Source organism: Mycobacterium sp. IDUB_9, assembly GCF_055419505.1.
The window spans coordinates 131,097-144,955 of the sequence record NZ_JBVAXU010000005.1; the positions used below are offsets into that span (position 1 = coordinate 131,097).

At 67.4% G+C, this 13,859-nt stretch carries 14 protein-coding genes; 6 read left to right on the plus strand and 8 right to left on the minus strand.

Going from position 1 to position 13,859, the window contains the following annotated elements; translation table 11 throughout:
* Positions 1–16: 16 nt before the first annotated feature.
* Genes cobT through ACZY08_RS21825 form a run of 3 tightly spaced genes read right to left on the minus strand, consistent with a single transcriptional unit; the run spans position 17 to position 2,327 of the window.
* Entirely contained in the window at positions 17–1,075 is a 1,059-nt protein-coding gene (cobT, locus tag ACZY08_RS21815; RefSeq protein WP_463746710.1) for a nicotinate-nucleotide--dimethylbenzimidazole phosphoribosyltransferase, read from the minus strand.
* Positions 1,072–1,617, minus strand: a complete 546-nt coding sequence (locus ACZY08_RS21820; protein ID WP_463746711.1) for a bifunctional adenosylcobinamide kinase/adenosylcobinamide-phosphate guanylyltransferase — start codon at positions 1,615–1,617, stop codon at positions 1,072–1,074. The genes cobT and ACZY08_RS21820 overlap by 4 nt, the downstream gene beginning before the upstream one ends.
* 23 nt (positions 1,618–1,640) lie before the next feature.
* Entirely contained in the window at positions 1,641–2,327 is a 687-nt protein-coding gene (locus ACZY08_RS21825; protein ID WP_463746712.1) for a DUF3043 domain-containing protein, read from the minus strand.
* 154 nt (positions 2,328–2,481) lie between these two features.
* On the opposite strand from ACZY08_RS21825, the gene ACZY08_RS21830 reads away from it, so the two are divergent.
* Positions 2,482–2,838 (plus strand): HesB/IscA family protein, encoded by a 357-nt coding sequence (locus ACZY08_RS21830; protein WP_463746713.1) that lies wholly within the window; start codon positions 2,482–2,484, stop codon positions 2,836–2,838.
* A 21-nt stretch (positions 2,839–2,859) separates the two neighbouring features.
* Here the strand turns inward: ACZY08_RS21830 and ACZY08_RS21835 are convergent, their stop codons facing one another.
* Entirely contained in the window at positions 2,860–3,486 is a 627-nt protein-coding gene (locus tag ACZY08_RS21835) for an Rv0361 family membrane protein (RefSeq protein ID WP_463746714.1), read from the minus strand.
* 173 nt (positions 3,487–3,659) lie between these two features.
* Between ACZY08_RS21835 and ACZY08_RS21840 the strand changes: the two genes are divergently transcribed.
* A complete protein-coding gene (locus ACZY08_RS21840) occupies positions 3,660–4,634 on the plus strand; it encodes a carbohydrate kinase family protein (protein WP_463746715.1) in 975 nt (324 codons plus the stop codon).
* Between the two features lie 34 nt (positions 4,635–4,668).
* Here ACZY08_RS21840 and asnB read toward each other — a convergent pair whose 3' ends face one another.
* Entirely contained in the window at positions 4,669–6,636 is a 1,968-nt protein-coding gene (asnB, locus tag ACZY08_RS21845) for an asparagine synthase (glutamine-hydrolyzing) (protein ID WP_463746716.1), read from the minus strand.
* Between the two features lie 190 nt (positions 6,637–6,826).
* On the opposite strand from asnB, the gene ctaC reads away from it, so the two are divergent.
* From ctaC to ACZY08_RS21865, 4 genes are all read left to right on the plus strand, one after another.
* On the plus strand, positions 6,827–7,864 hold the full coding sequence (ctaC, locus tag ACZY08_RS21850; protein WP_463746717.1) for an aa3-type cytochrome oxidase subunit II: 1,038 nt from the start codon (positions 6,827–6,829) through the stop codon (positions 7,862–7,864).
* Positions 7,865–7,876: 12 nt separating this feature from the next.
* Positions 7,877–8,296: a cytochrome c oxidase subunit 4 gene (locus ACZY08_RS21855; RefSeq protein ID WP_463746718.1), complete on the plus strand. Its 420-nt coding sequence runs from the start codon at positions 7,877–7,879 to the stop codon at positions 8,294–8,296.
* Positions 8,297–8,475: 179 nt separating this feature from the next.
* Positions 8,476–9,351, plus strand: coding sequence for an MmpS family transport accessory protein (locus tag ACZY08_RS21860; protein ID WP_463746719.1), 876 nt, complete (start codon positions 8,476–8,478; stop codon positions 9,349–9,351).
* Positions 9,351–9,929, plus strand: coding sequence for a DUF2561 family protein (locus ACZY08_RS21865; RefSeq protein WP_463746720.1), 579 nt, complete (start codon positions 9,351–9,353; stop codon positions 9,927–9,929). Before ACZY08_RS21860 ends, ACZY08_RS21865 begins: the two co-directional genes overlap by 1 nt.
* Before the next feature lie 293 nt (positions 9,930–10,222).
* On the opposite strand, the gene qcrB is transcribed toward ACZY08_RS21865, so the two are convergent.
* From qcrB to qcrC, 3 genes are read right to left on the minus strand one after another with little or no spacing between them, the layout of a single operon-like run.
* Entirely contained in the window at positions 10,223–11,860 is a 1,638-nt protein-coding gene (qcrB, locus tag ACZY08_RS21870; protein WP_463746721.1) for a cytochrome bc1 complex cytochrome b subunit, read from the minus strand.
* Positions 11,857–13,023 (minus strand): cytochrome bc1 complex Rieske iron-sulfur subunit, encoded by a 1,167-nt coding sequence (qcrA, locus tag ACZY08_RS21875; protein ID WP_463746722.1) that lies wholly within the window; start codon positions 13,021–13,023, stop codon positions 11,857–11,859. The genes qcrB and qcrA overlap by 4 nt, the downstream gene beginning before the upstream one ends.
* Positions 13,020–13,853: a cytochrome bc1 complex diheme cytochrome c subunit gene (gene qcrC, locus ACZY08_RS21880; protein ID WP_463746723.1), complete on the minus strand. Its 834-nt coding sequence runs from the start codon at positions 13,851–13,853 to the stop codon at positions 13,020–13,022. The genes qcrA and qcrC overlap by 4 nt, the downstream gene beginning before the upstream one ends.
* Between the last annotated feature and the right edge of the window lie 6 nt (positions 13,854–13,859).

The window sequence follows — 13,859 nt, forward strand, 5'->3', positions numbered from 1 at the left end:
CCGCCGCGGGGGGACATCATGTCTCTTCGGAGATTCCGGCTTCAGCGAAGGTGGCCATCGAGGCGAGCGTGGCGATCGCCGCCCGCACGATCGGCAGCGCCACCGCTGCGCCGGTGCCCTCGCCCAGGCGCATGCCGAGGTCGATGATCGGTTCGAGCCCCAGCTGGGACAACGCCAGAGTGTGGGCCGGTTCGGTCGACCGGTGGCCGGCCTGCCACCACGCCCGCGCACCCGGCGCCAGGTTCTCGGCCACCAAGGCCGCAGCCGTCACCACCATGCCGTCCAGCAGAACCGGGGTGCGCCGCACCGCGGCCTGGGCCAGGAACCCGGCCATCGCGGCCAGGTCGGCGCCGCCGCACACCCGCAAGAGGCCCAGTGGATCGCCGGTCACGGTGCGCGCCCGGTACAGCGCGTCGCGTACCGCGCCGGCCTTGCGCATCCAGCCCAGGTCGTCGATGCCGGTGCCGCGGCCCACCACGACGACAGGTTCGGTGCCGGTCAGTGCCGCCACCAAAGTTGTTGCCGCCGTGGTATTTCCGATTCCCATATCGCCGGCGATGAGCAGGTCTGCCCCCGCGTCGATCTCGTCGTCGGCGATCTGGCGCCCTGCCGAGATTGCCGCGACCGCTTCCTCTTCGCTCAGTGCGTCCTCGACCGCGATGTTGCCCGAGCCGCGGCGGATCTTGTGGCCACCGATCGCGGGAGACAGCGGCTCGTCGCAGTCGACGGCGATGTCGGCGACGCGCACGGTGGCTCCGGCCAACTCGGCGAGCACGTTGATGGCGGCCCCGCCCGCATCGAAGTTGGCCACCATCTGGCCGGTCACCGCGGGCGGGAACGCCGAAACCCCCGCGGCGGTAACCCCGTGGTCGGCCGCAAAGACCACCACGCGGGCCCGGGTGAGCGCTCGCGGCGGGCACACGCCCTGGCACGAGGCCGCCCAGACCGCGAGGTCTTCCAGCCGGCCGAGGGAGCCGGGCGGTTTGGTGAGCCGTTTCTGACGGGCCCGCGCCGCTGCGGCCGCCTCGGCGTCCGGTGCGCTGACCGGGGCGAAGGCCGCATCCGATTCCGTCATGACGGCTCCTTCACCGTGAGCGGTTGGCCGGCCACCACCAGCACCACGCGGTCGCACACCGCGGCCAGGCGCTGGTTCACCGTGCCCAGTTCGTCGGCGAACCGGCGCCCCGCCTCGGTGGCGGGGACGACGGTAAGTCCGACCTCGGGACTGACCAGGACCAGGGGAGCGGTGAACGCGCCCACCGCCCGCACCAGTACGTCGACCTCGGGGGCAACGGGTGCTCCGGTCCAGGCGCCGATACGGTCCATGGTCGAGGTCAGCCAGCCACCGATGTCGTCGACAAGCGTGGCGGTGCCCGGTGTCCCGAGCCGGGCGGCGCCCAGGTCGGCGGCAAGGTCGGCGGTTTCCACGGTCTGCCAGTGCGCGGGCCGACGCGCCTGGTGTGCGCCCACGCGGTCAGCCCAGGACGGATCGGTGTCGGCGGCGGGGCCGGTGGCCAGGTACCGCACGGGCGCAGAATCCCCGGCGGTGCGGGCGATGGCCGTTTCGGCCCAGTGCGATTTACCCGAGCGGATACCGCCGAGCACCAGCGTGCGCACTCCTCAGACCGCCTGGAATGGCATCAAGAGATCTTGTCGCCGCGGTTGACCGCAGGGCGCGGCGCCCGCATACGGCGCAGCTGCGAGGCCCGGCTGGCCGCGTAAAGCCCTAGCTTCCAACCGCTTTCGGTGTTGTCGGGGAACTTCTCGTCCACCATCTGATTCACCTTGCGGCCGACGAGCAACCCGTCGATCAGCATGATGACCACCAGGATCAGCATCGCGTACGACAGGATCTGCTGGAATTTCAGCGACGGCAGGGCGAGCATGAAGAAGATCATCGCCAGGGCGGCCGGCATGAAGAGGCCCAGCACATTGCGCCGGGAGTCGACGACGTCGCGGACGTAGCGGCGAACCGGGCCCTTGTCGCGGGGAAGCAGGTAGGACTCATCGCCCGCCATCATCTTCTCGCGGCGGTCGGACATGTCCGCGCGGCGGGTGAGCCGCTCGATCTTGCGCTCTTCCTTGGACAGCTTGGGCCCGCGCAGCTCCTTGCGACGCTGCCGCGCCTCCGCCGAGGTCAGCGGGGCGGGCGCGACCGGCCCGCGGCGCTTGGCGGCTTCGTTGCGTTTGGGCGTCGGCCTGCCCTTGGGGGCGGTGCCCGCCGCCGATTCTGCGGCGGTTGATCCGGCCGACCCGTCGACGCTCGTGACCTGGTCGGTCCCGGCGGGTTCGCCTTCGTTGTCCTTCTTGCGGCCCAGCAGCTTCACGACTGCCAGGTTACTGCCCGCCGCAGGTGGCCCGGCCACATGCCCCGGCCTGTGGATAAGTCGGGAATAGCGTCGGAACAAGGTACCGTTGAGGTAGTAGACGCGCGGTACACCCACGCGTTTCCTTGATGCCCCGGGATCTTTAGGGAGAGCTATGACTGTTCAGGACGCGACCACCACCGAAACCCACGGTGCGACCCTGTCCGACGCTGCGGCGACGAAGGCGAAGGCGCTGCTGGACCAGGAAGGCCGCGACGACCTCGCGCTGCGTATCGCGGTGCAGCCGGGCGGCTGCGCCGGCCTGCGCTACAACCTGTTCTTCGATGACCGCACCCTCGACGGCGACCTCACCGCAGAATTCGGCGGCGTGAAGCTGGTCGTGGACCGGATGAGCGCGCCGTATATCCAGGGAGCCACCATCGACTTCGTCGACTCCATCGAGAAGCAGGGCTTCACGATCGACAACCCGAACGCCACCGGCTCCTGCGCCTGCGGCGACTCCTTCAACTGACGTGAGCTGACGGCCCGGCGGTCAGTACTGGCCGCCGGTGCGCAGCACATACGAGCACACCAGAACCTGCTCGTTCTTCCCGTCCTTCTGCACCAGTAGCTGTGCCACGCCCTGCTGTTCGTCACCGGTGGGGCGTTGTCCGCGTGCCGAGCCGGCAGTCGGCGCGACCCGCATGGTGAACAGCACCTGTGCCTGCGTGGTGGACCACGGCACGTTCGCGTCGATGTGAGTGACCTCGACCTGGCTGAATTGCTTACGGAACGCGTCGCTGGCCAGACCGGCCACCGCGAGATCGGCCTTGCGGTCCTTGACCCCGTCGTACAACCCGCACAGGGTGTGCCGCGCGATCGTTTCGTCGTCCCCGTCGGTCAGCGCGTCTAGATACTCCTGGATTGCAGCCTGAGCCCGCGCGTCGGAGACCACGACCGGTACCGCGGCCCCGCGGCGGCCGGTGACCAATACCGCGGTGAGCACGCCTCCCAGCGCCCCCACCACCAGCAGAGCCGCCAGAATCTTCGGCCAGCGCCGCCGCGTCGGGTAGGGCACCGGCGGCGGAAGTGTCCCGGGATACGCCGACGGTGCGGTCGGCACCGCCTCGGGATACGACTGCGGCGGAATGTGCTCGGGGTACTGGTAGGAACCAGTCATCAAATGACGCTCCCCGCGTGATCTGGAGGTGGGTCAGCCGTCTACGGTGACCGGGAATACGGTTACACGCAGGTTAGCGCAACCCGCGAAGTGCGACCGTGCGCGCAGATCGCCACAAGGCCCGCGCGGGTACTGTTATGTAGCCGACTTAACGAAATGAGGGGTGACACTACGTGACCATCGCAGTTACCGGATCCATCGCGACCGACCACCTGATGCGGTTCCCGGGCAAATTCTCCGAGCAACTGCTGGCCGACCACCTGCAGAAGGTGTCGCTGAGCTTCCTGGTGGACGATCTGGTGATCCACCGCGGGGGAGTCGCGGGCAACATGGCCTTCGCGATCGGCACCCTCGGCGGTGACGTCGCCCTGGTGGGCGCCGCAGGCCAGGATTTCGGTGAATACCGGGCCTGGCTGGAGGGCGCCAACGTCGACTGCGGCAGCGTGCTGATCTCCGAGAGCGCCTACACCGCCCGCTTCGTCTGCACCACCGATGAGGACATGGCCCAGATCGCCTCGTTCTACCCCGGAGCCATGTCGGAGGCCCGCAACATCTCGCTGGCCGATCTGGTGGCCCGCTCCGGGAAACCGGAGTTGGTGATCGTCGGCGCCAACGACCCCGAGGCGATGTTCCTGCACACCGAGGAATGCCGCACGCTCGGCCTGGCCTTCGCGGCCGACCCCTCCCAGCAGCTGGCCCGGCTCTCCGGCGAGGAGATCCGCAAGCTCATCAACGGCGCCACCTACCTGTTCACCAACGACTACGAGTGGGACCTGCTGCTGCAGAAGTCGGGCTGGAGCGAGGCCCAGGTGATGAGCCAGATCGGCATGCGCGTCACCACGCTCGGCGCCAAGGGCGTCGACCTGGTCAGCTCGGACGGCACGTTCGTGCACGTCGGCGTCGTGCCCGAGAAGCATCAGGCCGACCCCACCGGTATCGGCGACGCGTTCCGGGCGGGCTTCCTGACGGGCCGCAGCGCCGGATTGAGCCTGGAGCGCTCGGCTCAACTGGCATCCCTGGTCGCGGTCCTGGTGCTGGAGGCGACCGGGCCGCAGGAATGGACCTGGGACGCGGCCGAGGCAGTGCAGCGGCTCACCGACGCCTACGGCGCCGAGGCGGGTACCGAGATCGGTAAGGCGCTGGGCTGACAGTTCCGGCTCACCGGTGCAGCTCTGAGTCCGCCTAGAGCTGCACCGGGTAGTGCGGTTCCTTGATCTGCGGGGTCACGCTGTGCTCGACGAAGATGGCATGCCACAGCATGAAGGTCAGCACCGTCCACAGCCGGCGGCTGTGATCGCTGACGCCGCCGCGGTGTTCGTCGAGCATGGTGCGGACCGCACCCAGATCGACATGAGCCCCGGCCTGTGATGACGCCGTCATGGCGTACGCCCAGTCCATCAGCTCACCGGCGCGCAGCCAGTGCCGGATCGGCACCGGGAAACCCAGCTTGGGGCGGTTCAGCACGTGGGCCGGCACGATCGGTTCCAGCGCGCGGCGCAGCGCGTACTTGGTCGTCGAGCGCGTGATCTTCTGATCGACCGGCAGCCGGGAGGCCACCGCGAACACCTCGGGGTCCAGGAACGGCACCCGCAGTTCCAGCGAGTTGGCCATGGTGATCTTGTCGGCCTTGACCAGGATGTCGCCCCGCAGCCAGGTGAACAGGTCGATGTGCTGCATCCGGGCCACCGGATCGGCGCCGCGCGATTCGGCGTACACCGGAGCGGTGACGTCGGTGTGCGTCCATTCCGGCCGGAAGCCCGGCAACACTGCCCGCAGCTGCTCATCGGAGAAGCTGCGGGCATTGCCGTAGTAGCGCTCCTCCAAGGTCAGCGAACCGCGGTGCAGCAGGCTCTTGCCGCGCATGCCCTCGGGCAGCGGCTTGGACGCCTTGCCCAGCGACTTGCGCACCGGCCGCGGCAGATAGTCGAAAGGCCGCAGCGACAACGGTTCCCGGTAGATCGTGTATCCGCCGAACAACTCATCGGCACCCTCGCCGGACAGCACCACCTTGACGTGCTTGCGGGCCTCGCGGGCGATGAAGAACAGCGGCACCAGGGCCGGGTCGGCCACCGGTTCGTCCAGATACCAGACGATCTCGGGCAGCGCCTCGACGAACTCCGCCTGGGTTACCACCTTGGTGACATGCCGGGCGCCGATGGCTTCCGCGGACGCGACGGCCACGTCCACCTCGGAGAATCCCTCCCGCTCGAAGCCTGTGGTGAACGTGATCAGCCGGGGATTGTGGCGCATCGCCAGCGCGGCGGTAGCCGTCGAGTCGATGCCGCCGGACAGGAAGGCGCCGACCGTCACATCGGCGCGCATGTGCTTGGCGACGGAATCTTCCAGGGCGGCGGTGATCTCGTCGTAGCGCGACTGCTCGGCACCCTTGACGAACGGGACCGCATTGAATTTCGGGACGAAATAGCGGGTCACCTCGGGGCGGCCACCAGGCTTCAACCGCGCGTAGCTGCCCGATTCCAGCCGGCGGATACCGCGGTGCAGCGTCTCGGGTTCGGGCACGTACTGCAGCACCGTGTAGTGCTGAACGGCCCGATCATCGATGCCCAGGTCGAGCCCCAGCAGGTCGGCCAGGTCCAGCAGGCACTTCTTCTCGCTGCCCACCGCGGTGCCTCCCGGCCCGGTGGCCATGAACAGCGGCTTGATGCCGAACGGGTCCCTGGCGCAGAACAATTCACGCTCGACGGTGTCCCATATCGCGAACGCGAACATGCCGCGCAGCCGCTTCAGCGCGTCGACGCCCCAGTAGTGATACGCCGCTACGATGGCCTCGCCGTCGCCGTCGGTGTGAAATACCGCACCGTGTTCGGAACGCAACACTTCGCGTAACTCGACGTAGTTGTAGATCTCACCGTTGAAGACGAGCGCGTACCGGTCCGGCGCGTCGGCGGGCCCCCAGCGCAACGGCTGGTGACTGTGCGCGATGTCGATGATCGACAGCCGGTTGAAACCGAGCACCACGGTGGCGTCGCCGCTCGTATCCGCCCAGGTGCCGGGCTCGTCGGGACCCCGGTGACGCATCAGGTGGGAGGCGCCCGCCACCGCGTCGACCAGCCGCGATCCGGCGTCGGGGGAGACGTCGCCCCGGGAGGATTCCGATGGGTCAGTTACCAACGCGAGCAGTCCGCACACCGCGCCAGTATGTCTGATCCGGCGGCTCGCCGAGACCACCACCCGGGCCGTGGTGCGGGATGCTCCGCCGCCGTCGCGATCCCATTCCCGAGTCGCTTCGCTCCCGTGGACTGGCGTGGTCTACGCTGCGTAGTATTCGCAAAACAACGACCGGTCGCGGTCGCGAAATACCGATCTAGGAGGCGCCAACGTGACACCTCGCGGGCTTAAGAAGGTGGCCCGAGCGGCGTTGTTGACAATTGTCCTGGGTGGCTCGGCGCTCTTGCTGAGCGGCTGCAGCTGGCAGGACGCACTCGCGCTCGGTTGGCCGACCGGAATCACCCCGGAGGGCAAACTCAACCGAGAGCTGTGGATCGGCTCCGTGATTGCGTCGTTCGTCGTGGGCGCCATCGTGTGGGCTCTGATCTTCTGGTCGAGTGCATTCCACCGGAAGAAGAAGGGCGACACCGAGCTGCCGCGCCAGTTCGGCTACAACATGCCGCTGGAGCTGGTGCTGACGGTCGTCCCGTTCCTCATCATCTCGGTGCTGTTCTACTTCACCGTGGTGGTCCAGGAGCGCATGCTGCACAAGGACCCGAACCCTGAGGTCGTCATCGACGTGACCGCCTTCCAGTGGAACTGGAAGTTCGGCTACCAGAAGATCGACTACGCCGACGGCACGTTCGACTATGACGGTGTCGACGCAGCGCGCAAGGCCGCGATGACGTCCAAGCCGGAGGGCAAGGATGCGCACGGCGAGGAGCGCGTCGGCGCGGTGCACGGTCTCAACCCTGAGGACCGCACCTACCTGAACTTCGACAAGATCGAGACTCTGGGTACCTCCGACGAGATCCCGGTGCTGGTGCTCCCGGTGGGCAAGCGCGTCGAGTTCCAGCTCAACTCCGCGGACGTGATCCACGGTTTCTGGGTGCCGGAGTTCCTCTTCAAGCGTGACGTGATGCCCGAGCCGGTGGCCAACCACTCGGACCACATCTTCCAGGTCAGCAAGATCGAGCAGACCGGCGCGTTCGTCGGGCGCTGCACAGAGATGTGCGGTACCTACCACTCGATGATGAACTTCGAGGTCCGGGTCGTAGAGCCCAACGACTTCAAGGCCTACATCGATCAGCGCAATGCAGGTAAGACCAATGCCGAGGCGTTGGCGGCGATCAATCAGCCGCCGCTGGCCACCACCACTCACCCGTTCGATACCCGACGCGGTGAGCAGGCACCGCAGGCGAGCAAGTAGGGGCTACACGCTATGCATATTGAAGCTCGACTGTTCGAGATCCTCACGGCGTTCTTCGCCTTGTCGGCGGTGGTGTACGGCGTCTTGACGGCGATGTTCGCCACCGGTGGCGTGGAGTGGGCCGGTACGACCGCGCTCGTACTCACCACCGGACTGACGCTGATCACCGGCACGTTCTTCCGCTTCGTGGCGCGGCGTCTCGACACCCGCCCCGAAGACTACGAAGATGCCGAGATCAGTGACGGCGCCGGAGAACTGGGCTTTTACTCGCCCCACAGCTGGTGGCCGATCCTGATCGCGCTGTCCTTCTCGGTCGCCGCGGTGGGCGCAGCCCTGTGGCTTCCCTGGCTGATCGTGGCAGGCATCTGCTTCGTGCTGACGGCCGTCAGCGGCCTGGTCTTCGAGTACTACTGGGGTCCTGAGAAGCACTGACCCATCCGGACGTGCCGATTGTGGCCTGATCAAGGTCACAATCGGGCCGTCACTTCATCCGCCACCGGCAGCGCCGGAGTCGCCGGCTTCACCTCGTTCGGTAATGTTGCCGGGGCACTGTCACCAGCGAACCGTTTCGCTCCGCGTGGCAGTGAAGTTGTCGAGAAGGATAGGCGTAGATGAGCGGGCCGAATCCCCCGGAACCCGGTGCCTCCGGTTCTGATTTGCCGGATCAACCCGGAAAACATTCCGCACCCGAGGATCTGACTCAGGGGGCGGACGCAGACGCGGACGGCGGCGAGACGGAGTTCTACTCGCAGGCGTACTCCGCGCCGGAGTCGGAACAGTTCACCAGCGGGCCCTACGTGCCCGCCGAGGTGGCGCTCTACGACTACGACGACTACGACCCGGCGACCGAACTCGTCGACACCGCCCCGCCGCCGCGCTGGCCGTGGGTGGTCGGCGTCACCGCCATCATCGCCGCGGTCGCCCTGGTGGCTTCGGTGGCCGTCCTGGTGACACGCGACGACGACACCGCCAACCTGGCGACCCCGAAGCCGAGTACCACCACGTCGGCGCCGCCGGTGCAGGACGAGATCACGACGACGACTCCACCTCCGCCGCCACCGCCCCCTCCGACCTCGGAGGAGCTACCGCCTCCGCCGCCGCCGGAGACCGTGACGGTTACCGAGCCGCCACCGCCCGCGCCCGCGCCGACCAATGAGGCGCCCCCGCCGGCCCCGGGCACATCAGCGCCGCCGACCACCACCACGACGCATGCCGGACCGCGTCAGGTCACCTATTCGGTCACGGGTACCAAGGCGCCGGGCGACATCATCACGATCACCTATGTCGACGGGAACGGAAACCGGCGCACCCTGCGCAACGTCTACATCCCGTGGACCTTCACCATGACGCCGATCTCCAACTCTGATGTGGGATCGGTCGAGGCGTCCAGCCTGTTCCTCGTCAGCCGACTGAACTGCTCGATCACGGCCAGCGACGGCACGGTGCTCTCGTCCAACGCCAACAACTCCGCGCAGACTGCCTGCTGATGTCCGGGCCCCTCAGCGAACTCGACAACACCGACCGGGTTTTGCTGGGCGCGTGCGCCGCGGTGTGGCTCGCCGCGCTGGGTGCCGGGGTGGCGGCCGTCGTGGCCCTGGTGGACCTCGGCCGCAGTCATCCGCAAGGCTCCGAGAGCGCTGACATTCCCTGGGTGCTGTACACCGTGATCGGCCTGTCCGTGTTGGTGATCGCCGGGGCGGTGCCGCTGTTGCTGCGCGCCCGAGCCCAGGCCGACAATCGCCAGCCCGGACGGCGGCCCCAGCCTCCGGCCCGCTCACCACGCCCGATCGGGGGCAGCTACCGGGCGGCACCGGTCGCGATGAGCCGCTACAGCGCCGGCAACGGCGCCGCCGGCGCGGCCGAGGCGGTGTGGCGCCGGTTCATTTTGGCCACCGCCTGCGCCATCGGACTGGGGGCGGCGGCCGTCGGGCTGGCCACCTATCTGATGGCGACGGGCAGTGACGTGGCGGCCTGGTGCCTCTACGGCCTGGCCGGTGTGGTCACCGCGGGCATCATCGCGCTGCCGATCGTCGCGGTGCGGCAGCTGGATACCTCCTCGCGCTGAGTCTTCAGCTGATCTGATCCTCGGCACGCGGCTTCCGGGCTTCCCGGGGTTGCACAGGCGGCGGGTGTCCTCCTGAGTTGCAGCATGGAGAGCTGCCGGCCACCCAAATCGCCCCCCGAGTCACCTCGACGAGCCGCACCGCCGCACCGAGGTTGCGGGCAGGGACAACATCGGCGTCGGATTGGTCCCTGCCTGCAATCTCGATGACCGTCAGCCCAACACCACCGCCACATACGACAATCGCCGCAACCCTCCGGAGAGAGTTGCGGCGATTGTTCGGGGTAGGGGAGTGGTCAGTGGTGACCGTTGGTCTCCCCGTTGCCGTTTCGGTCCTGCTGCTCGCGCAGAGCGGTCAGGGCCTTGTGCTCGGAGGCGTGCGCAGCCTCGGTGAGCGCGTCGTGCTCGACCGCCGGATCGGCGAACAAGAAGCTGCCGGTGCCGGGTGAGCCGGCCGAACCGAGCTTGTTCATCCGTTTCGGCAGGGCAGCACCCTGGTACTCCAGCGGGATCGGGTGACCATGATCGTCGACCGGTCCCAGCGGCTGGTGCAGCTCCACGTAGGCACCGTGCGGCAGACGCTTGATGATGCCGGTCTCGATGCCGTGCTCCAGCACCGCGCGGTCGCTGCGCTGCAACGAGATGGCCCACCGGTAGGCGATGAAATACACGATGGCCGGAAGCACCACCATGCCGATACGGCCGATCCACGTGGTCGCGTTCAGCGAGATGTGGAACTTGAGCGCGATGATGTCGTTCATCGCGGCCAGGGTCAGCACCATGTAGAACGCAATCGCCATGGCGCCGATCGCAGTTCGCACCGGTACGTCGCGCGGACGCTGCAGCAGGTTGTGGTGCGCGTCGTCGCCGGTGACCTTCCGCTCGATGAAGGGGTAGGCGATCAGCAGGCCGAAGACACCGCCCATGATCAACGCGACCCAGACCACCGCGGGGATGGTGTGGCCGAACGGGTAGAACTCCCAGGCCGGCCAGATACGCGCCAGGCCTTCGGTCCACATCATGTAGAAGTCGGGCTGGCTACCCGCCGAGATCTGCGAGGGCTTGTAGGGACCCAGTTGCCAGATCGGGTTGATCGTCAGCAGGCCGCCCATCAGGCCGAGCACACCGGTGATCATCGCGAAGAACGCACCGGACTTCACCGCGAACACCGGCATGACGCGCACGCCGACCACGTTGTGCTCGGTCCGGCCGGGGCCGGGGAACTGGGTGTGCTTCTGGAACCACACCAGCGCCATGTGCGCACCGATGAGGGCCAGGATGATGCCCGGGATCAGGAGGATGTGCAGCGCGTACAGGCGCGGGATCAGGATCTCGCCGGGGAAGTCCCCGCCGAACAGCGCCCAGTGCAGCCACGTTCCGATGATCGGCATGCCCAGAGTGATCGAGGACAGCGCGGCGCGCAGGCCGATGCCGGACAGCAGGTCGTCGGGCAGCGAGTAACCGAAGTAACCCTCGAACATCGCCAGGATGAGCAGCAGTGAGCCGATCACCCAGTTGGCCTCACGCGGGCGGCGGAACGCGCCGGTGAAGAAGATGCGCGCCATGTGCACCATGATCGATGCGGCGAACATCAGCGCGGCCCAGTGGTGGATCTGGCGGACGAACAACCCGCCGCGCACCTCGAAGCTGATCTCGAGTGCGGACTCGTAGGCCCGCGACATCTGCACACCGCGAAGTGGTTGATACACACCGTCGTAGGTGACGTGCGCCATCGACGGATCGAAGAACAGCGTCAACCAGACACCGGTGATCAGCAGCACGATGAAGCTGTACAGCGCGATCTCACCCAGCAGGAAGGACCAGTGGGTGGGGAACACCTTGTTCAGCTGCCGGCGCACCGCTGCCGACGGGTGATAACGGGAATCGATCGCATCGCCTTGTGCGCCAGCGATCTTGGCAAGGTCAGGGCTCATGATTTGCGCTCCCAGAATGCCGGTCCGACGGGTTCGACGAAGTCGCCGTTGGCGACCAGGTAGCCGTCTTTGTCGATGGTGATGGGCAGCTGCGCCAACGCGCGCGCAGCCGGACCGAATATGGGCTTGGCGAAGTGCAACGCGTCGAACTGCGACTGGTGGCACGGGCACAGGATGCGGTAGGTCTGCTGCTCGTACAGCGACGAGGGGCAGCCCAGGTGCGAGCAGACCTTGGTGTAAGCGAACAGCTCACCAAAGTTGAAGCTCTCCTGGCCCTTTCGCTTGACCACGCGGGGCATGTCGGCCGGCTTGATGCGGATCAACATGACCGGGTTACGCACACCCATCGAGATCTCGGTGAGGTGGTGTTCGGACTCGACGGTGGTGCCGTCGCCGTCCGACTCGCGCCAGGGGAAGACCGTCTCCATGCCGCCGGCGTCGAGATCCTCGGGCCGCATCTTGACGAACGGAGACGAACCGGGACGCCCGGTCGCGCGAGCCAGGTAGATGGTCTCGCCGTGGAAACGGGGCGTCCACCCCGAGGTCCACAACACGGCCTTCTTACCATCTGCGGTGGGCACCACGGGCTTCCACGGGTTCTTGATCAACCCGCCGATGAAGGCCACCAGGGTGCCGGCACCGAATGCGCCGAGGCCGATGCCCAGCGACAAACCGATCAGCTTGCGGCGCTTGACCGTCGAGCCCTCCAGGGCATCGGTCAGGTTGGCCGCGACGGTCTTGCGATGCAGCTCGGGGGAGCGCCCGTCGTGGCGGTCCTGGACCGAGATCTCCTCGGGGATGAACTTCTTCTGGAACAGCACCGCGCCGATACCGATCGCCAGGATCGACAGGCCGAACGTGAGGCCGTACAGCGGGGTGGCCAGCGAGTAGAGGAACTCACCCTTCGAGCCGAAAGGCTGGTACTCCCAGGGCCAGAACAGGAAGATCACCAGAAGCGCGAGGCCCGAAAGCCCGCCCAGCAGAAGCCAGTACGCGACCAGCCGCTCGGTGCGCTTCTCCGCCTTGGTGCCGGGGACCGGCCAGCGCGGCTCCTTGAAGATGGTCTCGACGCCGTCGATCTTGCCGCCGAGCTCGACCAACTCCTCACGCGACATCGAGGCGAGCTCGTCGTCGTTCGGAAGCTTCGGGGTGTTATCGGTCATGCTCGTGCCCCGATCCACATTGCCACGCCGATAGCGGCGACCATTCCGATAATCCACATCGCCATGCCTTCGGGCGCGGGGCCGAAGCCGCCGAGCCCGTAGCCGCCGTAGCTGGGCGTCTGAGCCGATTCGCGGACGTAGGCGACGATGTCGCGCTTCTCCTCCGGCGACAGCTGCCGGTCGGAGAACTTGGGCATGTTCTGCGGCCCGGTCAGCATCGCGGTGTAGATCGCCGCCGGCTCGGTGTCACCGAGGTCGGGCGCGTACTTGCCGGAGGACAGCGCGCCGCCCTTTCCGGTGAAGTTGTGGCAGGACGCGCAGTTCAACCGGAACAGGTCGCCGCCACGGGCCACGTCGGACCCGATCAGCGATTCCTGGGCCACGCCGCCGTGCTCGTCGCGGATCACGGTGGGGCCGCCACCGTTGGCCTGAACGAAGGCACCGAGAGCGTCGATCTGGTTCTCGTCGAAGTGCTCGGGCTTGGACGGTGCCTGGGCCTCACCGCGCATCGCGGGCATGCGACCGGTCGACACCTGGAAGTACACGGCAGCCTCGCCGGTGCCGATCAGGCTGGGCCCGCGATCGGGCACACCCTGCAGGTTGGCGCCGTGGCAGGAAACGCACGACGTGTCGAACAGCTGCTTACCCGTACGCAGCAGCGCCGACTGAGATTCGTCGGCGACTGCGACCTGCGGTGTGGGTGTCAACGTGGCCGCAACACCACCTGCGACTGACAGGCCGACCAACAGCAGGAGACCTGCTGACAGTCGTCGGCGCAGTCGTCGGCGCGACTTGCTGGTCATCGAACCCCTTCTCATCGAATCGAACATCGGCCG